Genomic DNA, 23,293 nt, shown 5'->3' on the forward strand with positions numbered 1-23,293 from the left:
AAGCGCCGAACGGGTCAGGCGGGGCGCACCAGTCCCGCCGCCAGCGCCCGCGCGTCCTCGACCGCCAGATCCACGACGTTCGGCCGCGCCATTCCCCGCGCGCCCGCCGTGCCGATGCGCACCGTCGCGATGCCGAGGAGCCGTTGCAGCGGCGTACGCGTTACGGACACCGCCTGAATGCGTGACAACGGCACGATCCACGCCTCCTTCGCCAGCACGCCGCGCATCACCTGCACCGTATCGCCGACGATCGCATATCGGTGCCGCCGTCGTGCCATGAGCGCAAGGACGACCGGAATGGGCACCAGCAACACTGCCAGCCCGGCCAGCGGCACGACCATCGCCGCGACCAACACCGCCAGCAGCGGCACGCCCCCACGCATCAACCCCGCACGCACGGCATGGCCGAACGCAACCGGACGCAGCGGCAGCGGATCGAAGTGCGGATAGCCCGCGATCGACAGCAGTCCGTCGACTTCCCCGTCGCGCGCGAACGGCGCGACGACCTGACGCCCGCCCACATCGTCGCTGCCGCCCAAGGTCTGGAACTTCAGGCTCGACCAGCCGAACCGGCCGCTGAGCATGCCACGTTCGATCAGCGCCAACTGAACCCGGCGCAGCACCACCACCACCTCGGTCCGCGTCGCCAGCCCGCGCGTGCGGCGCAGTCGGTCACCGTCGCGCTCCAGCCGAAAGCCATGTTCGACCAGCAGCGTGCGCACGATGCCGCTGACCGCTCCGATCACCAGCGCGGCGGCGAAGGCGAGCAGCGCGAAGATCGGGGTGACCAGCGCCATCGCCTGTTGCCGGGCGATGCCCGCCATGTCGCGCACCTCGCGCCAGTCGAAGTCGATGACGTCGCTCAACTGGTTGAGCGCGGCGAACAGCAGCCCGACCCACACCAGTGAAAAGCCGAACGCGCCCATCGTCAGCACGCGACGGGGCGACATGGCGAACACCGTCTCTCGGTCCTCCATCGCCGGGACGGCATCGACGGCGGGCGCGGTGCGACCCAGCAGCACCGCGCGCAACCGCTGAGCTTCCGCCAGCGACACGCTGTCCAGCGCGGCCTCGTCCGCCTCTCCGCCACCGGTCTCGATCCGCACGCGGGCAAGGCCGAACAGCCGGGCGAGCGGCTTGCGTTCGATGGACACGTCCTGAATCCGGTCGAACGGGATCGATCGCCGCGATTTATGGAGCAATCCCGACGCGATGGTCACCTCCCCCGCGCCGATCGCATAGGTGAACATCCGCCATTTGATCCAGCCGAACACCATGACGACCAGCGACAGCGCGACAACGATCCCCAGCGCGGCAAGGATATGCCCCCGCCCGGTCGCAGCAATCATCGCCGGCAGCGCGAACAGCGTCGATGGTCCTCGCGCCAGCGCGCGCAGTCCGATCGTACCGGGGTGCAGCCGACGCGGGGCCGATGGCTCGGCGGTTACCACGGCGATGCTTCGATCGCCGCGCGGATGCGGTCGCGCACCTCCTCCGCCCGTTCGCGCGACAGGCCGGGCACCGTCACTTCGCTGTGCTCGGTGCCCGCGGTATGCAGCACCAGCGTAGCGACCCCCTGCGATCGTTCGATCGGCCCTTGCGTCAGGTCGATATGCTGGACGCGGCCGACCGGCACGATGGTATGGACCCGCGTCCACCATCCGTGCGCGACGTGCAGTTCGCGATCGGTCAGCAGGAACCCCCAGTGCCGGAAGCGACGCGGCGGCGCGACGACCGTCAACCATGCCGCCACCGCCAGCGCGATCGCGACGACGAAGCCGTTGGGCAGATCGTTGAAGTACAGCCCGGTTTCCAGTCCCGCGGCAGGAAGCAACAGCAACGCGCCGGTGATCGCGCCATGCCAGCGCAGGACCGAGAGATAGCGTGGATCGAGCGGGTCGAGAGCGTCGTGCATATCGGGTGTGATAGGCAGCCAATACGCCACCGCACAAGCGAAACCGGACCGCCCCCTTGTGCCACGGCGCGTCGAAGGCCATAGCGCGCGCAACATTTCATTCCGCACTGGTCGAGGCTTCCCCATGAAACTCCGCATCGTCGTGACGCTCAAGAACGGCGTGCTCGATCCGCAGGGCAAGGCGATCGAACACGCGCTCGGCTCGCTTGGCTTCGAAGGCGTGGGCGAGGCGCGCGTCGGCAAGCTGATCGAACTCGACGTCGCCGACGGCACGACCGACGAAACGGTCGACGCGATGTGCCGCAAGCTGCTCGCCAACACCGTCATCGAAAACTATCGGGTCGAACGCGCATGAAGACCGCCGTCATCGTCTTTCCGGGGTCGAACTGCGACCGCGACATCGCGGTGGCGCTGGAAACCGTCACCGGCACCGCGCCGACGATGGTGTGGCATCGTGACAGCGACCTGCCCGACGATATCGGGCTGGTCGCCGTGCCCGGGGGCTTTTCCTATGGCGATTACCTGCGTTCGGGCGCCATCGCGGCGCGATCCCCGGTCATGCGGGCGGTGATCGACGCGGCGGGCAAGGGGTTGCCGGTGATCGGCATCTGCAACGGCTTCCAGATCCTGACCGAAGCCGGGCTTTTGCCGGGCGCGCTGATGCGCAACCGCGGGCTGAACTTCGTTTGCCGCGACGTCGCGCTGAAGGTCGGCGACACCCGGTCGAACTTTACCGCCGGATACCGCGCGGGCGACACCATTCGCGTGCCGGTGGCGCATCACGACGGCAATTTCTTCGCCGATGATGCGACGCTCGACCGGATCGAGGGCGAGGGACAGGTGGCGTTCCGCTATGCCGAACCGGTCAACGGATCGGCGCGCGACATTGCCGGGCTGGTCAACGCTAACGGCAACGTGCTGGGCATGATGCCGCATCCCGAACGCCGCATCGAAGCGGCCCATGGCGGCCGCGACGGGCGGGCGCTGTTCGAAGGGCTGCTGGCGAAGGTTGGCGCATAATCATCGCGCAAACGGCGAGAAGTCGGTCGCCTCGTCGAACAGGTCGACCCCTTCGCGCCGCTTGAGCCAGCCGACCACGGCATAGGTCGCCGGGGTCAGCACGACTTCCCACGCGACCTTCATCGCCCAGTTGGTGACCATGACCGTCACGACCTGTTCCGTCGACCACACGCCCAGAAACGCCAGCGGATAGAAGATCGCGCTGTCGACCGCCTGCCCTACGATCGTGGACCCGATGGTGCGCGACCACAGCGCCCGCCCGCCGGTCCACAGCTTCATGCGCGCCAGGACATAGGCGTTCACGAACTCGCCCGCCCAGAAAGCGGCGATCGAGGCGAAGACGATGCGTGGCACCTGACCGAACACCGCTTCGTACGCGCCCTGCCCCGCCCAGCCCGGGGCCGGCGGCATCGCGACGACGACGAAGCACATGAACGCCATGAACAGCAGCGCGACGAACCCGACCCAGATGCACCGCCGCGCGCGGGCATAGCCATAGACTTCGGTCAGCACGTCGCCCAGCACGTACGACACCGGAAAGAACAGGATGCCCGCACCGAATACGAACGGCGCACCCCCGATATCGATCGCCGCGACCTTTCCCGCACCGACTACGTTCGACAGCAGCAGGATGGTTACGAACGCGGCCATCACCGCGTCGAAATGGCGGAAGTCGGTCCGTCCACCCGCGTCGGCCCGTACCGGTTGCTCATCGTCCGCTGGTTGCATGCCGCCGTTATGATAGCGGTTCCGCTTCGCCGCAATGCGCGCTAACGAAGCGGCGGGCACCCGTAGCTCAGCTGGATAGAGCAAGGAGCTTCTACCTCCTTGGTCGGGGGTTCAAATCCCTCCGGGTGCGCCATTTTCCTGTCCTGCGCAGATCATGCCGCAGCGTGAGATCACGGACTTCCACGGCGCGTCGACCGGACGACGGTCGCGACGAATCGCCGGATCACGTCAGTTCCGCGCCGCCAGTTTCCGGGCCGAACAGCTACCCACCAGCGCATGATACTGGTCGAGCGAGTATCCCGCCGCGTTGAATGCTGCCACTTCCGACGGGGCCACCGAATAGCCGCGATGCCATGTCAGCACCGCCATCCGCCGCAGCGCTTCCAATTGCGGGTCTGCAAGTCGCGGATCACGGACCCCGCCGAACAAGGCGCCCATCGCCATCGACATGCGGCCCGGCTGTCGCAGCGTGGACAGCCGGTCGCGGCGTGCGATCGCAACCACCGACCATTCGAGCGCGGAAAACCCCGCGCGCCGCGGTTCGACCGGCGCGATCATCGCGTCGGGCAGTTGCTGGTCGGTGCCGCCGGCAAGTTCGGTAAAGGCCAGATATGCCATCGTCGTCTCCCCTGATGTCGGCCGGGCGCAGACCCGCGATCGCCGGAACCCGATGCTCCGGCGCTGACCGAACAATGTCGATCGGACGCACGCCATCGCGCGCCCGGCAGTCGTAATTTAAACTATGGTACGTTCAGGATCGGGCTATCGGCCCGACCGGTTTGCAGTCGAAGGCTCCAGAACCCGTCATCACTGGCGGAATGTCACCATCCGACCAAAGACCCCTTGTTCTATACCGTGCAGTATATAAACGCGTTGAAGGATCGTCAACGGCTTCTATACCGGTCGGTACGAATTTTTATCGACCGTTCAGCGGGTCGGCCACAGCTTCAGTGCAACCCCGGTCATCCGCTCCAGATCCTCGCGCGACGCGCCCGACCCGGCCTGTACGGCCATCCCCTGCAGGATGGCGAACAGGTAACTGACCAGCCCGTCGACATCGACGTCAGCGCCGAAATCACCGTCGTCCCGCGCCCGATAAAATCGTTCGATCAACGCCAGCCGAGATGATTCGCGGCGCGCGATCACTTCGTCCTTGATCCCCAGCGCGGCTTCCCCGCAGGCGACGGTGCTGATGACGCCCAGACACCCCTTGGCTCCGCCGTCGCCGGTCTGGTTCGCAAGGCCGCCACGCATCAGCCGTTCGACCACTCCCCGCGCGGTCGGCGCTTCGAGTGCGCAGCGGGTATAGTCCATCTTTTCCGATTCATAGAGGTCGAGCGCCTTGCGGAACAACGCCTCCTTATTGCCGAACGCGGCATACAGGCTGGGGCGCGTGATCCCCATGGCTTCGGTGAGGTCGGTCATCGACGCGCCCTCATAGCCCTTGGCCCAGAACACGCGCAGCGCCGCCGACAGCGCGGTATCGACGCAGAATTCGCGGGGGCGACCCTTGATCGCAATGCTGGTCTTGGTTTCCATAACGGGCGGTATATAAGCCGCCGGTCCGCAATGTCCAAGCAACCCGCGCCGCGGCACCGATGCCAGCGTCGTGCGAACCGCGTTGCGACCGGTTGCACGGCGCCGCAGTCGCGAACGAAGAATGCCGCCCCTTGCGGGACGGCATCCTGTCAGACCAGCAATTGCGCGATCAGTTCGCGGCGCTGGATCGGATCGTACCGTTGACGCCGTTGGGGAAAAACCCGCCCGCCGTCTTCGCCGTGCGATCGAGATAGACGATGTTGAGAACCTGTCCCGCCGTCCGGCTGTACGCGATGCCGTTGGCATCGGTCGGCACGAGGTTCGACACCAGTGCCGTCGCAGGCCCGGTCGCACGCACGCCCTGATCGAGATCGCTACTGCCATCCAGACTGTCGCGTGCGGTCGAGATCGCCTCGGTCGCATCGATCAACGCCACCGCTGCCACACCCTTGCGGTACAGCACCGTGCGGACCAGACCGGCGTGATACGCCTCGGCCGCATGAATGCCTGCAGCCGCTTCGAGGAAGGTCTTGTTGGTAATCAAACCGACCGCCCCCTTGTACGCGGTGACGCCGACATCTTCGAAGATATAGGCACCGAGCAGGAAATTCTCGTCGGTGGCATAGACGTCGAACGCCGCGCCCGCGCCAATGAGCCCCGCCGCACGCGCAGCGTTCGAAAAGGCGCTGGTCGCCGTCACGCCGATATCGATCGCCGGCTGCGCCACCGCCGCCGTTCCCAGCGCCTGACGCAGAAAGTTGACGTGCGCGATCTCGTCCTGCGCGATTTCCCGCGCATAACGGGCGACCAGCGGATCGGTGAACTTCACCATCTGTCCGCCGGTCACTGCCCCCTGCGTACCGGTCCCGGTCAGGCTGGAATTAGGGAGACCAGCACCGGTCGCGGCGAAGGAATAGAACTGCGCTTCGAGATATTCGAGGTTCAGCGCGAAGTTCAGCACGTCGCCATCGGTCAGTGCCGCCGTGCCGGTCGGCGTGGGTGTCGGAGTCGGCGCGGGGATCGGCCCGCGCTCCTTGTCGCATGCCGCGAGCAGTGACGCGCCGGCGGTGGCGACTGCCGCCCCTCCGGCATAGCGCATGAATTGGCGACGGGCGTTGCGACGCTCGCCACAGGCTTCGAGAACCTGAAGGATCGGATCGTTGGTGGTCATGATATGGCTCCCTGCCCTCAGTTCGCGGCGCTGGCGCGGATGGTGCCGTTGACACCGTTCGGGAAGAACCCGCCGCCGGTTACCTGCAGACGGTTCAGGTAGACGATGTTGAGCACCTGTCCGGCAGACCGGCTGTACGCGATGCCGTTTGCGTCGAGCGGAACGATGTTGGTCAGCGTCGTGCTGGCCGGAACCGGGGTCAGCCCCTGATCAAGGTCGCTGGTGCCGTCGAGGCTGTCGCGCGCGGCGGAGATCGCATCCGTCGCTTCGATCAGCCGCGCCGAAGGCGTTTCGATACCCTTGGCATACAGCGTCGTCCGCACGATGGCGGCATGATACGCCTCGACTGCAAGAATACCCGCTGCCGCTTCGAGGAACGTCTTGTTGGTCAAGAGCGGCGAAGCGCCCTTATAGGCAGTCACGCCGACATCCTCGAAGATGAACGCGCCGAGCAGGAACGCTTCGTCACTGGCATAGGGATCGAACGACGCACCGGCACCGACCAGCCCGGCCGCACGTGCCGCCGACGAGAATGCGCCGCTTGGCGCTGCCGAAATGTCGATCGCCGGTTGCGCGACCGCCGCCGTGCCCAGCGCGGTGCGCAGGAATTCGACATGCGCACGCTCGTCCGCCGCGATTTCGCGGGCATATTGACCCACGAGCGGGTCGGAAAACGTGACCTGCCGTCCGCCGGTGACCGCACCCTGCACACCGGTGCCGCTAAGAATGCTGGTAGGCAACCCGCTGCCGAACGCCGCGAAATAATAGAACTGCGCCTCGAGATATTCGAGATTCAACGCGAAGTTCAGCACGTCCGCATCGGTTGGCGCGGACTGCGCCACCGCTACGTCCGCCCGTCCCGCCATTACGGCTGCACCGCCGATTGCGGCCGCACCGCCCAGCATTTTGAAGAAGTCGCGACGCTCCTCGCGCCGTTTGACGCGGGCGTCGAACGCCTCCGCGACAGCCATGGGTTCCGTCATATGCCTCCCTTTCGTTCTGATGGACCTGCAACCCGCAGCTACGCGCGAACGCCTCACATGGATTATTTTCCGTACGTGGCCGTACGACGTGCATCCGTCCGGCCGATTGCGACGAACCTTGCGCAGGCAAGGTTTGCGTGAGGTGGAACCGGTGAAGATAGACGGGGCGGCAGGTGGCGGAGCGCCACTACCCACGACCGACAATGGACTGATCGGTGCGATGACGGCTATCACGCGCCGCCGGCTGGCCGTGGCGGCGACGCGTATCGAACTGCGTCCCGGCGACACGCTGATGCGTAGCGGCGAACCGATCGACCGGCTGGTGTTTCCCGAAAGCGCGCCGGTGATGCTGGCCGTGACGACGGGCAGCGAGTTGCAGGACGTCGGCATGATCGGCAAGGACGGCGTAGTCGGATGGTCGCGTCTGTTGAGCGATCAGCCCGCGCCGTTCACCGCCAGCGTGCGGATTCAGTCGGGCCATGCCCTGACCGTACCGGCCGATGCGATGCTGGACGTCGTGCGCGACGATCCGACGGTGCTGACCGCACTGCTGGAGTTTTCGCAACGGTTCGCGATGCAGATGGCGCGGACGCTGGCATCGGCGTTGCGCGATGCCCCCGAACGCCGCATCGCGCGACTGTTGCTGATGATCGACGACCGGATCGACGGCGATACGATGGCGGTGACCCATGCCGCGATCGCCGATACACTCAACCTGCGTCGGGCGACGGTCACCGATTGCCTGCACATCCTCGAAGGCGAGCGGATGGTGCGGTGTACCCGTGGGCGGATAACGATGCGCGACCGGGCGGCGCTGGAGGCCTGCGCCAGCCTCGCCTATGTCGTGGCCGACGGCGTGATGGGCAGCGGCCGGTAGCTCCGATCGGTCGGCGCACGACGTGACGGCTGTTCTACGCCGCTCGTCTTAGGACGCCGGGCACCACCGGACGACGATAGACCATCGTCAAAGCGTCACCACTGCGCCCGTCGCGACTACCGGTCCGGCGGGCGCGGCGTGTGGGGCACCCTCCGGCAGTTCCATGCTGACGGCAAGCGTCGCGTCCTTGCCGAGGCTTGCGCGCAGATCATGCGGGATCGCGACGTCGATCGTACCGTCGGCGCGGATCAGCCCCAGTGAACGCGGTGTACCGCCCGACGGGATGATCCACAATTCGGGCACACGCGCCGCTGCCGGCAGGTCCTGAAGCCGCACGCTGACCTGTCCGCTGCGCCGTTCGATCCCGACCGCCAGCAGCGGCGTACCGCTCTCGTCGGAAAGCTGGGCGACGGCGAGTTGCGGTACGATGACCGGCGCCGGCCGTTCGACCACGACCGGTGGCGTCGGGATCGCAAGCAGCACCGCCAGCCCCGCCGCGACCGCCGTCGCCGCGCCGGTCGCCCATTGCCAACGCCGTACCCGACGTTGCAACACCGGGGCCGGATCGACGGGCAACCGCGCCGCGATCCGATCCCAGCTCCCGGCGGGAGCGGGCACCGGAGCGATTTCCATGAACAGCGGTGCCAAGCGTTCATTCCACCGTTCGACCCGCGCCGCAAAGGTCGGATCGCGGTCGGCACGTGCCTGCAACACGGCGCGCTCGGCCTCTGTCGGCACGCCGAGCATCAATTCGGCCGCTGCCAGATCATCCTCATCGATGGTCGCGCTATCAGGCATCGTCGAGGCATTCCCGCAGGCGGAGCAGGCCACGGCGGATCCAGCTCTTCATCGTTCCTAGCGGCACATTATGTCGATCCGCCAGTTGCACATAGGTATGACCGTCGAAAAAAGCAGCCCGTATGCAACGGGCATGGTCACCATCCAGCAGACCGATACAATCGATCATGCGCGCCTGCGCCTGACGCTGTTCCAGCACGACGTCGGCCGTCGGCGCATCGTCCGGGATAAGATCGGGCACCTCGCCATCGCCGGTCGGCACCCGTCGCGACGATCGCAACCGGTCGATCGCGGTGTTGCGCGCGATGCTGCACAGCCAAGTGATTGGGCTGGCGCGCGACGCATCGAAGCGTGCGGCGTGGTGCCACACTTTCAGATAGACGTCCTGCAACGTATCCTCTGCCGCAGCGGTGTCTTTCAGCACGCGCAGGCACACGGCGAATAATTTGTCGGCGGTCTGGTCATAGATCAGCCGCATCGCGGTCCGATCCTGTGCGGCGACGGCACCCAGCGCGCTTTTCAGACGCTGACGATCCACTTCATTGTCGTTCAAGCGACCATGTCCGTCATCGTCCACCCCGTCTGGTGCCGGTCAAGTTGCCGACTGTACGATTATCCGGCCCGATCATGCCGACACCCTGTTCAGGATGGCCAGTGCTGGTCCGCGACATGGGAATGCCCGATCGGCAAAGACGTTCCATTACCGATACGTTATGAAGGCCGTCGCACCGATTTTAGATCGATCCCCAACCGCTGGACCTTGTAATAAAATGTCTTGCGCGGGATGCCCAGCCGATCGATCGCCGTACCGATCTCGCCGCCGGCAGCCGCGATCGCTGCAAGAATGGCCTGACGCTCGAACGCGGCGATCCGGTCGGGCAGCGGTATCGCATCGCCATCGGACGTCGCGACGGGATCGGACGCGGCATCCAGTCCCAGCACGAACCGGTCGGCGAAATGCGCCAGTTCACGGACATTACCCGGCCAGTCGTGACGCGTCAGGAAATCGCGCGACGCCTGCGTCAACGCCGGTACTTCCCGCCGCAACCGCGCCGCCGACAGGTCGACCAGATGCGCGAACAGCAACGGCACGTCCTCGCGCCGTTCGCGCAACGGGGGCATGCGCACCCGGACCGCCGCCAGCCGGTACAGCAGCGCCGGGCCGATCGCATCGGGCGGTCGTTGACCTTCTTCCGCGCCGGTCGCGATGATGCGGACGTCGACGGGCACGGTATCGCGCGTCCCGCGTACCGCGCGTTCCTCGACCAACTGTGTCAGCCGCGCCTGCAACGGCCGCGACGCCTGATCGATATCGTCGAGGAACAGGGTGCCGCGATGCGCCGCGACGACCCCATGGTCGCCGGTCGCGACGAACAGGTCGCTGTCGACCAGCGTATCGGGCAACGCCGCGCACGCCACCGCCACGAACCGGTGCCGCGCCCGCTTCCCCGCACGATGGATCAGCCGGGCCAGCAATTCCTTGCCGGTGCCGGTCTCGCCTTCGACGAACAGGTCGATATCGGCGTTGGCCAGCACCGGGATCATCTCGCGCAACCGACGGATGGCGTCCGACCGTCCGACCAGTCCCGACGCATCATCCTCGACCGCCAGTGCGCGCAGCCGGCGGTTGTCCAGCGCAAGCGTGCGTGCCGCCATCGCGCGCGTGGCGGCGGCGATCAGCGCGTCGGGATCGAACGGCTTGGACAGGAAATCCCACGCCCCGCCCTTGATGGCGTCGACCGCCATTTCGACGTCGGCATGGCCGGTGACCAGCACCACCGGCAGGGTCGGATCGCGCTCCTGCAAAATGCGGAACAGTTCGATGCCCGACATGTGCGGCATGCGAACATCGGTGACGACGATCCCGTCGAACGTGGCGTCGATCGCCAGCAGCGCGGGGGGCGCCGATGCGAACGGCACGACATCGAACCCCGCCAGCGTCAGCAACTGCGCGGTCGATGCCCGCAGGTCGGCATCGTCCTCGACCAGTGCGACGCGCCCCGCCCCGCTCATGGCACGCGCCGCAGCGTCAGTTCGAACCGCGCCCCACGTTCCGACGGCACCAGCCGCAGCGAGCCGCCCAGATCGGTCATGATATCCTGCGCGATCACCAGCCCCAGCCCCAGTCCGTTCGGACGGCTGGTGACGAACGGCGTGAACATCCGGTCGGCGACCTCCGTCGCGATACCGGGACCGTTGTCGGCTACCGCGATCGTCACCAGTTCCGCTTCGATCGACAACAGGATCGCGATGCGCGGATCGGGGTGGGTCGCCAGCGCTTCGATCGCGTTCTGCAACAGGTTCACCAGCACCTGTTCCAGCCGCACCCGGCCACCGAGGACCAGCAGATCGGGACCGATCTCCGGCAATTCCAGCGTCACTTGCGACAACCGTTCCTTCAGGATCAGCCGTGCGCCCTCGACGATCCCTGCCAGGGAGACCGGACCGATGGTCCCGCTGCCCTTGCGCGCGAAGCCGCGCAGTTCGGCGGTGACCGCACCGATCCGCTCGGTCAGTCGGGCGATCGCGATCAGATTGTCATGGACCGACGCCGCATCCCCGCGGTCCAGCAACTGTCGCGCCGCCGCGGCATAGTTGCGGATCGCCGCCACCGGCTGCGCGGTCTCGTGTGCCACGCTGGCGGTGATCTGGCCCAGCGCGGCAAGCCGGTTCGCCTGTCTCAACCCCTCGCGCAGGTCGGCGGCGCGCGCCTCCGCCGCCGCCCGTTCCTCGATTTCGGCACGCAACAAGCGGGTGCGATCCGCCACCGCCGCTTCCAGTTCGCTGGTCCGTAATGCGCTGCGCCGGGCGCGTTCCCGCAGCGCCCATGCCAGCGACAGCAGCGCGAGCGTGATCAGCGCCGCCGCCGCCTGCGCAGCACGGACGACACCGCCGATCGTGCGCGGCTGCGCCATGGCCAGATGCACCCGCCACCCCGCTTCGTCCGGCGACGTCGTCACGCGTTCGCGCGGTGCCAGTTCGCCGCCTACGCGAATCACGTCGCCGCGAACCACGAACGGCGACGGCTGTAGTTTCGCCGTACCCGTGTCCGCACGCACCGCCGCCGCGCGCGCGGCCGGAATCGGACCGGTCGCGGCAAACCGCCATGCGGGGCGGCTGGAGATCAGGATAACACCCGACGCATCGGTCACGAAGGTGATGCCGCCAGCGGCTCGCCATTCGCGCTCGATCCGGTCGAACTCCAACTTCACGACCACTACGCCCCCGCCCCGCGTCCGCCGGCTGAGATACAGGCCGGGACGATGGCTGACGGTCCCCAGCGCGAATTGCGTCGCCGACCCGTTGCGCACCGCATCGCGATAATATCGACGGAAGCGGTAATCGCGCCCGACGAAACTCGCGTCGCTGCGCCAATTGCTCGCGGCGATCGACACGCCGCTGCGGTCGACGACATAGATCACCGACGCGCCGGTCGCCGACGCCAGCGCCTCCAGCTTGCGGTCCAGCGCCCCTCGTGCGCCCGCCGACCCGTCGACCGCGCCGATGACGTCGCGATCGTCGGCCAACGCCAGCGGCAACAGGCGGAAACGGGCGATCTCACTGGCGAGCAATACCTGACGCAGCCGCGCATCGGCGGTCATCGACGCGATCAGTTCCGCCCGCGCACGCCGTTCGACGATCCGTCCGGTCAGCACCGCGACGCACAGGCTCAGCACCAGCGCAGCAAGGATCCATCCGATCTGTGAAGCGCGTAGGGTCCGCATCTGCCAAGCCTTATCCCCGCGTCACACAATGTGCAACATCTTGCACACTCGCTGCCGCAGGTGGAGCAATTTCGACACAAGCTATCCAATGGCCGCGTGGTACAGTACTGATTTAACGCGATAATTTCTTACGGATGCATTTAGGACAACGAGGAGTGCAACATTCTATCCTGCTGCCAGCGCACGGACCGTCGTCAAGAGTCGGGCAGGTGCATCACAGAGGATGAAAGGCTGTCGCCATGATAATCACCGCCACCGACCACCCGGCCGTACCGCCCGCCGCCAAGCCATGGTACGCCCACCTGTATCTTCAGGTGCTGGTCGCGATCGTCGCCGGCGTGCTGGTTGGACACTTCTATCCGTCGACCGGCGAAGCGCTGAAGCCGATCGGCGATGCGTTCATCAAACTGGTGAAGATGATCATCGCACCGGTGATTTTCCTGACGATCGTCACCGGCATCGCCGGCATGCGCGACCTCGCGTCGGTCGGCCGCGTCGCGGGCAAGGCGTTCCTCTATTTCTTCACCTTCTCCACGCTCGCGCTGATCGTCGGCATGATCGTCGGCAACATCGTCCAGCCGGGTGCCGGACTGAACATTGACCCCGCCACGCTCGACGCGACGAAGGTCACCGAATATGCGGCGAAGGCGCATGACACGACGATCACCGGCTTCCTGACCGGCATCATTCCCGACACGTTCCTGTCGGCACTGACCGAAGGCAACATCCTTCAAACGCTGTTCGTCGCGATCCTGTTCGGCATCGGCCTCGCCATGATCGGTGAAAAGGGCGAACGCGTGCTCGACGCGCTGAACGACGTGTCGATCGCGTTCTTCAAGGTCGTGGCGATCGTGATGAAGGCCGCACCGGTCGGTGCATTCGGCGCGATGGCGTTCACCATCGGCAAATACGGCATTGCGACGCTGTTCAGCCTCGCCGCACTGGTCGGCACCTTCTATCTCACCGCGCTGCTGTTCGTCGTGGTCGTGCTTGGGCTGGTCGCCCGGGTGTGCGGTTTCTCGATCTTCAAGCTGATCTCGTACCTTAAGGCCGAACTGCTGCTGGTGCTGGGCACCTCGTCGTCGGAAAGCGCCCTGCCCTCGCTCATCGAAAAGATGGAGCGTGCCGGTGCGCCCAAGTCGATCGTCGGACTGGTCGTGCCGACCGGCTATTCGTTCAACCTCGACGGCACCAACATCTACATGACGCTGGCGGCGCTGTTCATCGCACAGGCATGCAATGTCGACCTGACGATCGGACAGCAGGTGCTGCTGCTGGCAGTCGCGATGCTGTCGTCGAAGGGTGCGGCGGGCGTGACCGGCGCGGGCTTCATCACGCTGGCCGCCACGCTGTCGATCGTGCCGACGGTCCCGGTGGCGGGCATGGCGCTGATCCTCGGTGTCGACCGGTTCATGAGCGAGTGCCGCAGCCTGACCAACTTCATCGGCAACGCCGTCGCCACGGTGGTCGTGGCCAAGTGGGAAGGCAAGCTCGACAAGGCGCAGTTCGATGCCGCGCTGGCAGGCCGCAGCGTGCGCGTCGACCAGATGCCCGAGGGCGCTGTCGCCGCCGAGTGATCCAATCCTGTACGGCGGTCGCCCGGTTGGATCGGCGACCGTCGTATAATGGTCCTGCAAACGCAGGAAGAAAGCCCGCCCGATGAAGAAGCTGATCCGGCTCACCGCCGCAACCCTTTCCCTCGCCCCCGTCGCAGCGCTTGCGGCACCTAGCGACCCCGCCGCCGTCGCTGCCGTTGCAGCACCCGGCGACACCACCCCCACCCCGACCGACGCGCCCGTACTGCAAACCGCGCCCGGCCCCGGCCCGATCGCGCAGCGCGGAAGCGCCCGGCCCGCAGCTCAGGAATATCCGTCCGAAGCCGGTGGCGACGGCGCTTCCGCCGGTGGCTACAACCAGTCGCGCTGGGCCGAAGACTGGACCAAGTTCCGCGATCCGAAGAAGCGCGACGACGTACTCGACCGGTTGAAGTACATTCCGATCGCGGGCGACGACGTCTATCTGACGCTGTCCGGCGAGTTCCGCATGCGCGTCAACCAGACGACCAACCCTAACCTGCGCGACCGCGAGGCGCAGCGTCAGGACATCAACCGCATCGTTGGCGGGGCCGACCTGCATCTGGGCGATCACGTCCGGCTGTTCGGCGAACTGGCGCATGGCGGGCTGTCGGGCCGCAACCTAGGCGTGAAGGCGGGACAGTTGCAGAACGACCTCGTCGTCCAGCAATCGTTCGTCGACGTGACCGGCACCGTCGGCGGTGTCGATCTGGGCGTGCGCTATGGCCGTCAGACCTTTGCCGATGGTCCCAATCTGATGGTCGTGCCGCGCGACAACAACACGATCTTCTTCGTGTACAACGGCGTGCGGGCATGGGCGAAGGGCGACACGCTGCGCGGCGACGTGTTCGACTTCAAGACGACGCGGCTGGCCACCGGCGGCACGGGCGACGATATCGTCGATGACAACCGTCGCTTTTCCGGGGTTTCGGGCGGCGTGGTGTTGCCGACGACGCTGTTCGGCGGATCGAAGCTGTATCTCGATCCCTTCGTCTGGCGGTTGCGCAACAGCGCGGCGGTGTGGGGGTCGGCGACCGCGCTCGAAACCCGCAAATTCTATGGCCTGCACCTGTATGGCGACGTCGGACCGGTCAATCTGGACTGGACCGTCAATTATCAGGGCGGCGAGTTTAACGGACGCCCGATCGAAGCATGGCTGATCCTGCTGCAGCAGACTTACAAGCTGGGCAAGTCGAAGACCGCGCCACGGATCGGACTGCATTTTGATTACGCCAGCGGCGGCGGCGCCTATGGCACCGGCACGCTGCGCAACTCGCTCGCACCGTTCGGCAACAACATCTATTACAGCTATCAGTTGTACGCCACGCCGACCAACCTGATCGCGCTGGCCCCCAGCCTGACGGTCAATGCCACGCCCAAGCTGCGCGTGACGGGCGAGTATCAGGTGTCGTGGCGCGACAGCCTGAACGACGCGGTGTATCGCGCCAACGGACAGGCGTTCGCCGGCACCCAGCTGGGCGATGCGCGCAAGGTCGCCGACACCATCCGGTTCCAGGCGACCTATCCGATCAGCCCGCGCGTCAACCTGACCACGCGCTACGAACATCTGATCGCCCGTGGTGCGCTGTCCGACGCCGGATACCGCAATTCGGACTTTCTCGCGGGCTGGATCAGCTTCCGGCTGTAAGCCCGCACCCCCTTGTCCGCCGCCCCGGTTCGATGCCGGGCGGCGGACGATTGTAAGGATTATCGCCATTTCCCCCGCCGTCCATGCCGCTGCGCGCGCCCTGCTCGCCGATCCGCTGACCAACAAGGGCACCGCCTTTACCGAAGCCGAACGCGACCGGCTGGGCCTGCATGGACTGTTGCCGCCGCATGTCGGCACGCTGGACAGTCAGGTCGAACGTCGGCGCCGCGCGCTTGCGCGGATGCCGGACGACTTCCACCGCTATTCCTTCCTGCGCGAATTGCAGGATTCGAACGAGGTGCTGTTTCACGCACTCGTCCAGCGCGACCTGCCCGCCATGCTGCCGCTGGTGTACACGCCTGCGGTCGGCGAAGGCTGCGAACGGTTCAGCGAAATATGGCGGCGGTCGCGCGGCCTGTTCCTGTCATGGCCCAATCGCCAGCGGATCGCGGAGATCTTCGGCGATCCCGCGCTCGACCGGGTCAAGGTGATCGTGGTCAGCGACGGCGAACGCATCCTCGGCCTGGGCGATCAGGGGGCCGGCGGCATGGGCATCCCGATCGGGAAGCTGGCGCTGTACACCGCCTGCGCCGGAATCCGCCCGTCCGAAGTGTTGCCGATCCTGCTCGACGTCGGCACAGACAATGCCGCGCGGCGCGACGATCCGCTGTACGTCGGCTGGCGCAACGCCCGCATTCGCGGTCCTGAATATGACGCGTTCGTCGAGGATTTCGTCGCGGCGGTCGCGGACCGCTTTCCCGGCGTGCTGTTGCAGTGGGAGGATTTCGCGGGGCACAACGCCTATCGGCTGCTCGATCGCTATCGCGACCGTATTCTCAGCTTCAACGACGATATTCAGGGCACGGCGGCGACCGCCGTCGGCACGCTGCTGTCGGCGATCGGGCGTACTGGCACGCCGCTGACCGAACAGCGTGTCGTGCTGTTCGGCGCGGGCGCGGCGGGCACGGGCATCGCGACGATGCTGGTCCAGGCATTGATGGAAGAAGGGCTGGACGAAGCCGCCGCCCGCGCTCGCATCTGGGCGGTCGATCGCGACGGCCTGATCCTGTCGGACATGGCGGCGCTGAGCGAGTCGCAGGCCTTGCTGGCGCGCGACCCGGCCGAGCTTGCGGGCTGGACGCGGACGACGTCGGGACCGGTCGACCTGTTCGACACGGTCGCCAACGTCCATCCGACCGTGCTGATCGGTGCGTCGGGCCAGCATGGTGCGTTCGGCGAAGCGGTGGCGCGGACGATGGCGCATGGCGTGGAACGGCCGGTCATCTTCCCGCTGTCGAACCCCGTTTCGCGTGCGGAGGCGCATCCGTCCGACCTGTTGCGCTGGACCGCCGGCCGGGCGCTGGTCGGTACGGGCAGCCCGTTCGGCATCGCGGGCGTGACTCAGGTCAACAACGTCTACATCTTCCCCGGCGTCGGGCTGGGCGCGCTGGCGGCGGGTGCGACTGCGATCACCGACGGCATGTTCATGGCCGCCGCACGCGCGTTGGGCGATATGGGTGGCGACGAGACGCTGTTGCCGCCGATCGAACGGCTGCGCGACGTGGCACTGGATATCGCGGTCGTCGTGGCACAGCGCGCGGTCGCCGACGGCGTGGCGACGACGCCCGACGCGATCGATCGCGACGCGATTGCCGCGCGGATGTGGTCGCCGACCTACTGACCCGGGGCCGCCCCGCCGTGTCTTGGCCCGCGACCATCGCGGGAACCTTGCACCGCGGCGCGGCTTGAACATGCAGCGCCGCATCCGTCAGCGCCGGTTCAGCCATGCGGATGCAGCATCCGCATGGAAGGATTACAGCATGAAACATTGGTTCGGCCTGATCGCAGGCGTCGGTCTTCTCTGTTCGATCGCGGGCACCGCGCCTGTCGCGCAGGCGCAATCGCGTGAATATGCGCAAGGGTATCGCGACGGACAGCGGGTCGACGACCGGCAGGTCCGCAACGATCGCCGCTACCGCGACGACCGACGCTACCGCGATGATCGGCGCGATCGGCAGGTCCGGCGCGATCGCCGCCGTGACGATCGGCGTGGCCAGCGCGTACGGATCATCCCCGGCAACTCGCGTGAGGCGGCGGCGATGGGCGTCCAGTATCGTGGACCCTGCCGCTACGTCGTGCGTAACGGACGCCGCGTCTGCGGCTGACCGGTTCTGAACGCCGTCGGTCCGAGATCGCGGACCGGCATCGTTCCGGGCCGGACCGGCCTGCACGTCGGTGATGCCGATCGTCATCCGCGCCTGTCCCGAGTTCGACCAGCGGAAATCGTCGACGATCGTGCCTTCGCAGCCACCGGCGGCGGTCGGGTAGATTCGGGACAGGTTGACGGCGATGACCAAACGCCGGCGTCTCGTTGAACGTGGTTCCCCCCCGGGGGTAGCGGCCACGCCAGCCTCGGGTAGCGGCCAGATCGTCGAAGGCGATGGACGGCGACCGGACCTGCAAACGAGGATACCCGGTTGCGCGCGCTAGGATCGGGCGGCTGCTCCCGGGCGCGTCCAGTTCGCGAAATTGCGTCCGAAAACGGAGTGTTATCCTTTTGCCCTTCCGTTCGCGGTTAATGTCCCGACAGGACAAACCGCAAACGGAGCTGTCATGAAACGCTATTGGATCGGGCTGTTACCCGCGTCGGTCGTCGCAATACTCGCCACCGCCCTGCCGGCTTCCGCCCAACAAAGCACACAGTTTCAGGTGACGTTGACCGTACAGGCGGAATGCCGGCTGACGTCCGCGTCGGACATGGCGTTCGGGAATACCGGCGTCATTCAAACCGCGATCACATCGACCAGCACGATCGGGGTACAGTGCACCAACACGACCCCATATAATATCGGGCTGAATGCCGGATCGGGTGCGGGTGCGACCGTTGCGGCGCGGCGTCTGACGTCGGGCGCAGGCGCGACGATCACCTATGAACTGTTCCGCGATGCCTCCCGTTCGCAACAATGGGGCAACACCGTCGGCACCGATACGCTGGCCGGAACCGGCACCGGCGTGGTCCAGACCTTGACCGTCTATGGCCGCGTACCGGCGCAAGGCACGCCGGCGGCGGGCAACTACACCGATACCGTTCAGGTCACGGTGACCTATTGATCCGGTGCAGGAAGTGGTCATGACCAACGCGCCGGCCCGTCGTGCGGGGATGCTCGCGCTCGCGCTTGCGCTTGCGATCGGCGGACCTGCATCCGCTTCGGATATCCGCGTCGCGCCGGTGTTGATCGACCCGCTGCCGGGCGCACGCACGACCTCGCTGACACTGGTGAACGCCGAACAGCGGCCGGTGCGCGTGCAGGTGCGGGTAATGCGATGGACCGCGCCGGACGGGGTCGATACGCTGGTGCCTGCCGATGGCGTCGTCGCCAGCCCGCCCTTCGCCACCTTGACTCCGCAACAGCAATATCTGGTCCGCGTCGTCCGCACCGCGAAGTCCCCGCCGGTGGGTGAGGAATCCTACCGCGTGCTGATCGACGAAGTGCCCGATCCTGCCGCCGCCCGGCCGGGGACGGTCAATCTGGTCGTGCGACAGTCGATTCCGGCGTTCTTCTCCGACATCCCACGCCGGACGTCCGACGTGACGTGGCACGTGGAAACCTCCGCCTATGGCACCACGCTGGTCGGGCGAAATCGCGGCACGCGTCGGCTGCGGCTGGCCGATCTGGCGATCACCGGCGGCGGACGACGGCTGTTCGACCGCGCCGGGCTGGTCGGCTATGTACTTGCCGGATCGCAATTCCGCCTGCCGCTGGGCGCAGGCGTTAACGCCGGAACGGCCGGACTGCGGATGACCGCCCTGTCGGACGGCGGTGCGCTGGACCTGCCGCTTGTCGTCCAGCCGGCGCAGTGACGTCGCATGGGGGCTGGCGGTCGCCGCAACCTGTGCCGCCGCCCCGGCCGCGGCGCAGGAAGCGCGCGCGGGCTTCGGCGTGGAGGTCGCGGTCGATCCCGCGCCGCAGGAACTCGAATATCTGCAACTCGAAGTCTATCTGAACGATCATTCCACCGGGTACGTCGCGTCCTTCACGCGGCGGGCGAACGGACGGTTCAGCTCGCCCGCCGCCGAACTGCGCACCATCGGCGTGCAATCGGTCAGCGCGGATGCGGCGGGCGAGGTCATGCTCGACCGTGTGCCCGGCCTGTTCCATCGCTATGACGACGCGCGACAGACGATGTGGCTGACGCTCGGCCCCACGGCGCAACGCCCGACGATCATCGATGCGGCCGGCGGGGATCGCGACGCGCGCCGTGTGGCGGCGGTTCGCCCGCCCCCCGGCGCGACGCTGGACTACACCTTGTTCGCCAGCGCCAGCGACACGCCCGGCGGACCGCGCTTCGGCGGGGTGTCGGGCGCGGTCGGCCTGCGCATGTTCGGGGCGTTCGGACTGGTCGAAAGCGATGCGATCGGCGTTACCGGCGACGGGTTGCGCGTCACCCGGCTGTCGACCACCTACAGCTACGAAGACCCCGAACGCCTCGTCACCGCACGCGCGGGCGATGTCGTGAACGGCGGTCTGGCATGGACGCGCCCGATCCGCATGGCGGGCATTCAGTTGCAGCGCAGTTTCGGCATCCGGCCCGATCTGGTCACGCTGCCCATCCCGCGCCTGTCGGGCAGTGCGGCGGCGCCATCGACACTCGACCTGTATATCGATCGGGTCCGTGCGTTGTCGGCCGATTTACCCGCCGGTCCCTATGCCATCGCGCATCCGCCGATGGTTCAGGGCGCGGGACAGGCGACGGTGGTCGTGCGCGATGCGCTGGGTCGCGAAACGATATCGTCGACGCCGTTCTATGCGTCGCCGCAACTGCTGGCTCGGGGGCTGACCGATTTCAGCGCCGAACTCGGCTTCCCACGGCGCGGCTTCGCCACGCGCTCGAACGACTATGACGGACGGCCGATCGGATCGGCATCGCTCCGGCGCGGCCTGTCCGACCGCTTTACCGTGCAGGGACATGTCGAAGCGGGCGCGGGCGTGACGCAGGCCGGCGCAGGCGGCGTGCTCAACCTGCGCGACGCCGCCTTGCTGTCGGTCGCGGGATCGGCAAGCTATGCCGGCGGACGGACCGGCGGGCTGATCGACGTGGCGTTCGAAACGCGACGGGCCGATCTGGTGATCCTGCTCCGCACGATGCGGGCGATCGGACCCTATCAGGATCTCGCGTCGCGCACCGCATCGTTCGGCCCGGTACAGGCGGGCGACCGGCGGGTTTTCGGCGCACCACGCGAAGTCGACCAGTTCTCGCTGTCGCTTCCCCTGCGACGGCTGGACGCTTCGCTCGGGCTGAGCCTCGTCAACTCGCGCGCCGCGACCGGCGACCGCTACCGGCTCGCCAACCTGTCGGCGACCGCCAGTGTCGGCCGACTGGCGATTATCGCCAGCGCGGTCGCCGATCTGGGTCGCGGCGGATCGTTCGGCCTGTTCCTCGGTGCCAGCGTGCCGCTGGGCGAGCGGACGTCCGCCAGCGCCGGGGTCAATGTCTCGCAGGGCCGCAGGTCGGTCTATGCCGAAGCATCGCGTCAGGGCGCATATGAACCGGGCAGTTGGGGCTGGTCGGTGCGCGTCGCCGAGGGTCGCGACCGGATCGCGCACGCCATCGTTCGCCACTCCACCCAATGGGCCGCGCTGGAGGCCACCGGACTGTACGCGGGCGGCCGATTTTCGGGCACGATGCAGGCGGAAGGCGCCGTCGCCTTGGTCGGCGGCGGGCTGCATGCCGCCCGCCGGCTCGACCAGTCATTCGCGGTGGTCGACGCCGCCGCGCCGGGCGTCCGGGTCTATCGCGAAAACCGGCTGGTCGGCACGACGGGCCGGTCGGGCATGTTGCTCGTCCCCGATCTCGCGGCCTTCGAACCAAGCGCGATCACGATCGATCCGGCATCGTTACCGGTCGATGCCCGGATCGACACGACGCATGCCGACGTAGCCGCCTTTACCCGAGTACCGGCGATGGTCCGCTTCGCTATCGCCACGACGTCCGATGCTGCGCTGGTGCGTATCGTCGACGACGCCGGACAGCCGCTGCCGGTCGGATCGATCGTCGCGCGGGCGGGGCAACCCGACGATGTCGTCGGATATGACGGGGCCGCGTATCTGGGCATGCTGGAACCGCGCAACCTGTTGCTCGTCACCGATCCCGATGGCCGACAATGCCGTGCGACGTTCGGCTTCGCCCCCCGGCGCGGCGAACAGGTGCGGTTGGTCGCGACCTGTCGTCCCGTTCCGGGCGCACCCGTATGAGGCATGCGTTTCTCGTCCTCGTGCTGCTGATCCTCGGCACCGTCGCCGCACCGGCGAATGCCAATGCGCAAATCTGTTCGGCGACCGTCTCCGCGATCGATTTCGGCAGTCCTGTCCTGCTGGACGGCAACGCCGTGGACGCGACCGGCACGATATCGGTGACCTGCACCAGCATCCCGTTGCTCAGCGTCGTCAAGATCTGCCCCGGTATCCCGGCGGGCAGCGGCGGGACCGACGGATCGGCGCGGCTCATGACCTCGCCATCGGGATCGCTGCGCTATCAACTCTATCAGGACGCCGCCCGGACGCAGCCATGGGGATCGATCGCGAACCCTGCGCTTGGGTCGGTGCCGGGAATGGTCCTTGCCGGATCGCTGGCCGGGGCGGGCACGATCACGCGACCGGTCTATGGCCGTCTGTTGGGTGCGCAGACTACCGCGCCGGCCGACCAGTATCGGTCGGACTTTCTGGGTAATGCCACCAGCTTCGTCTATGGAGCGGTGCTGCTGGGTGCCAGCACCGACTGCACCGGGTTCGTCGGTACGGGCACGTTGTACCCGACCTTCAGCGTGACCGCGACACCGGCCAGAAGCTGCACGATCGCCGCGACCGATCTGGCCTTTCCGGCGGTCGGCGTACTCGCGGTCCCCGTCGCGGCGCAAAGCCGGATCACCCTGACCTGCACCGCGCAAACGCTTTGGGCGGTGGCGCTCGACGCCGGGCGCAATCCCGATGCGGCGTCGACGCGGCGGATGAAGGGACCATCGGGCGGTCTGATCGCCTATGGCCTGTACGGCAATGCGGGACTCAGCGTGCGGTGGGGAAGCGGCGCGCAGGCCGTGTCCGGCACCGGCACGGGATCGGCGCAACGGATCACCGTGTACGGACAGGTGCCGGTACAGCGCGCGGCCAATCCCGGTGCCTATGTCGATACCGTGGTGGCGACGATCACCTACTAGGCCAGTTTCCAGCAGGCCTGCATCACCGTCGCCGCCGGTCGGTCGCGATGTGGCGGCATCGCGTCCTTTGCACGCTTTCCGTCGAATGGGCCCGCCGGGCG

General features: G+C 67.0%; 22 protein-coding genes and 1 tRNA gene. 12 read left to right on the forward strand and 11 right to left on the reverse strand.

What is annotated here, in order from left to right:
- Positions 1-14: 14 nt before the first annotated feature.
- Positions 15-1,451 carry a PH domain-containing protein gene (locus IFT55_RS02035; RefSeq protein WP_192088716.1) on the reverse strand — a complete coding sequence of 479 codons (1,437 nt, stop codon included), beginning with the start codon at positions 1,449-1,451 and terminating at the stop codon, positions 15-17.
- Positions 1,445-1,915 (reverse strand): PH domain-containing protein, encoded by a 471-nt coding sequence (locus IFT55_RS02040; protein WP_192088717.1) that lies wholly within the window; start codon positions 1,913-1,915, stop codon positions 1,445-1,447. Before IFT55_RS02040 ends, IFT55_RS02035 begins: the two co-directional genes overlap by 7 nt.
- Before the next feature lie 124 nt (positions 1,916-2,039).
- On the opposite strand from IFT55_RS02040, the gene purS reads away from it, so the two are divergent.
- Both purS and purQ read left to right on the forward strand, forming a co-directional pair.
- Positions 2,040-2,270: a phosphoribosylformylglycinamidine synthase subunit PurS gene (gene purS, locus IFT55_RS02045; protein ID WP_192088718.1), complete on the forward strand. Its 231-nt coding sequence runs from the start codon at positions 2,040-2,042 to the stop codon at positions 2,268-2,270.
- Positions 2,267-2,935, forward strand: coding sequence for a phosphoribosylformylglycinamidine synthase subunit PurQ (purQ, locus tag IFT55_RS02050; protein ID WP_192088719.1), 669 nt, complete (start codon positions 2,267-2,269; stop codon positions 2,933-2,935). The genes purS and purQ overlap by 4 nt, the downstream gene beginning before the upstream one ends.
- Here purQ and IFT55_RS02055 read toward each other — a convergent pair whose 3' ends face one another.
- The gene (locus tag IFT55_RS02055; RefSeq protein WP_192088720.1) at positions 2,936-3,664 is read right to left on the reverse strand and encodes a queuosine precursor transporter; all 729 of its coding nucleotides are present in this window, start codon (positions 3,662-3,664) and stop codon (positions 2,936-2,938) included.
- Between the two features lie 56 nt (positions 3,665-3,720).
- On the opposite strand from IFT55_RS02055, the gene IFT55_RS02060 reads away from it, so the two are divergent.
- A tRNA-Arg gene (locus IFT55_RS02060) sits at positions 3,721-3,797 on the forward strand.
- A gap of 95 nt (positions 3,798-3,892) precedes the next feature.
- Here the strand turns inward: IFT55_RS02060 and IFT55_RS02065 are convergent.
- From IFT55_RS02065 to IFT55_RS02080, 4 genes are all read right to left on the reverse strand, one after another.
- Positions 3,893-4,282 carry a hypothetical protein gene (locus tag IFT55_RS02065; RefSeq protein ID WP_192088721.1) on the reverse strand — a complete coding sequence of 130 codons (390 nt, stop codon included), beginning with the start codon at positions 4,280-4,282 and terminating at the stop codon, positions 3,893-3,895.
- 309 nt (positions 4,283-4,591) lie between these two features.
- Positions 4,592-5,203 carry a TetR/AcrR family transcriptional regulator gene (locus IFT55_RS02070; protein WP_192088722.1) on the reverse strand — a complete coding sequence of 204 codons (612 nt, stop codon included), beginning with the start codon at positions 5,201-5,203 and terminating at the stop codon, positions 4,592-4,594.
- A 169-nt stretch (positions 5,204-5,372) separates the two neighbouring features.
- Positions 5,373-6,374 (reverse strand): ferritin-like domain-containing protein, encoded by a 1,002-nt coding sequence (locus tag IFT55_RS02075; protein WP_192088723.1) that lies wholly within the window; start codon positions 6,372-6,374, stop codon positions 5,373-5,375.
- Positions 6,375-6,391: 17 nt separating this feature from the next.
- The gene (locus tag IFT55_RS02080; protein WP_192088724.1) at positions 6,392-7,357 is read right to left on the reverse strand and encodes a ferritin-like domain-containing protein; all 966 of its coding nucleotides are present in this window, start codon (positions 7,355-7,357) and stop codon (positions 6,392-6,394) included.
- A gap of 151 nt (positions 7,358-7,508) precedes the next feature.
- Between IFT55_RS02080 and IFT55_RS17660 the strand changes: the two genes are divergently transcribed.
- On the forward strand, positions 7,509-8,234 hold the full coding sequence (locus IFT55_RS17660) for a helix-turn-helix domain-containing protein (RefSeq protein WP_192088725.1): 726 nt from the start codon (positions 7,509-7,511) through the stop codon (positions 8,232-8,234).
- 87 nt (positions 8,235-8,321) lie between these two features.
- Here IFT55_RS17660 and IFT55_RS02090 read toward each other — a convergent pair whose 3' ends face one another.
- The 4 genes from IFT55_RS02090 to IFT55_RS02105 all read right to left on the reverse strand — a co-directional run bounded on the left by IFT55_RS02090 (position 8,322) and on the right by IFT55_RS02105 (position 12,757).
- The gene (locus tag IFT55_RS02090; RefSeq protein WP_192088726.1) at positions 8,322-9,032 is read right to left on the reverse strand and encodes an anti-sigma factor; all 711 of its coding nucleotides are present in this window, start codon (positions 9,030-9,032) and stop codon (positions 8,322-8,324) included.
- Positions 9,025-9,585 carry a sigma-70 family RNA polymerase sigma factor gene (locus IFT55_RS02095; RefSeq protein ID WP_249403526.1) on the reverse strand — a complete coding sequence of 187 codons (561 nt, stop codon included), beginning with the start codon at positions 9,583-9,585 and terminating at the stop codon, positions 9,025-9,027. Before IFT55_RS02095 ends, IFT55_RS02090 begins: the two co-directional genes overlap by 8 nt.
- Positions 9,586-9,743: 158 nt before the next feature.
- Positions 9,744-11,045 (reverse strand): sigma-54-dependent transcriptional regulator, encoded by a 1,302-nt coding sequence (locus IFT55_RS02100; RefSeq protein ID WP_192088727.1) that lies wholly within the window; start codon positions 11,043-11,045, stop codon positions 9,744-9,746.
- Positions 11,042-12,757, reverse strand: a complete 1,716-nt coding sequence (locus tag IFT55_RS02105) for a sensor histidine kinase (protein ID WP_192088728.1) — start codon at positions 12,755-12,757, stop codon at positions 11,042-11,044. The genes IFT55_RS02100 and IFT55_RS02105 overlap by 4 nt, the downstream gene beginning before the upstream one ends.
- A gap of 239 nt (positions 12,758-12,996) precedes the next feature.
- Between IFT55_RS02105 and IFT55_RS02110 the strand changes: the two genes are divergently transcribed.
- The 8 genes from IFT55_RS02110 to IFT55_RS02145 all read left to right on the forward strand — a co-directional run bounded on the left by IFT55_RS02110 (position 12,997) and on the right by IFT55_RS02145 (position 23,192).
- Entirely contained in the window at positions 12,997-14,334 is a 1,338-nt protein-coding gene (locus IFT55_RS02110) for a dicarboxylate/amino acid:cation symporter (RefSeq protein ID WP_192088729.1), read from the forward strand.
- Positions 14,335-14,416: 82 nt separating this feature from the next.
- Positions 14,417-15,979 carry an alginate export family protein gene (locus IFT55_RS02115; protein WP_192088730.1) on the forward strand — a complete coding sequence of 521 codons (1,563 nt, stop codon included), beginning with the start codon at positions 14,417-14,419 and terminating at the stop codon, positions 15,977-15,979.
- Positions 15,909-17,660 (forward strand): NAD-dependent malic enzyme, encoded by a 1,752-nt coding sequence (locus tag IFT55_RS02120; RefSeq protein ID WP_342029207.1) that lies wholly within the window; start codon positions 15,909-15,911, stop codon positions 17,658-17,660. Before IFT55_RS02115 ends, IFT55_RS02120 begins: the two co-directional genes overlap by 71 nt.
- A gap of 139 nt (positions 17,661-17,799) precedes the next feature.
- Positions 17,800-18,144, forward strand: coding sequence for a hypothetical protein (locus IFT55_RS02125; RefSeq protein WP_192088731.1), 345 nt, complete (start codon positions 17,800-17,802; stop codon positions 18,142-18,144).
- Between the two features lie 448 nt (positions 18,145-18,592).
- A complete protein-coding gene (locus IFT55_RS02130; protein ID WP_192088732.1) occupies positions 18,593-19,090 on the forward strand; it encodes a Csu type fimbrial protein in 498 nt (165 codons plus the stop codon).
- A 19-nt stretch (positions 19,091-19,109) separates the two neighbouring features.
- Positions 19,110-19,841 (forward strand): fimbrial biogenesis chaperone, encoded by a 732-nt coding sequence (locus IFT55_RS02135; RefSeq protein ID WP_192088733.1) that lies wholly within the window; start codon positions 19,110-19,112, stop codon positions 19,839-19,841.
- Positions 19,819-22,233, forward strand: coding sequence for a fimbria/pilus outer membrane usher protein (locus IFT55_RS02140; RefSeq protein WP_192088734.1), 2,415 nt, complete (start codon positions 19,819-19,821; stop codon positions 22,231-22,233). Before IFT55_RS02135 ends, IFT55_RS02140 begins: the two co-directional genes overlap by 23 nt.
- Positions 22,230-23,192, forward strand: coding sequence for a Csu type fimbrial protein (locus tag IFT55_RS02145; protein ID WP_192088735.1), 963 nt, complete (start codon positions 22,230-22,232; stop codon positions 23,190-23,192). Before IFT55_RS02140 ends, IFT55_RS02145 begins: the two co-directional genes overlap by 4 nt.
- Positions 23,193-23,293: the final 101 nt, after the last annotated feature.

Origin of the sequence: Sphingomonas sp. CFBP 13720 (assembly GCF_014842075.1) — a bacterium.
Lineage (GTDB): Bacteria > Pseudomonadota > Alphaproteobacteria > Sphingomonadales > Sphingomonadaceae > Sphingomonas.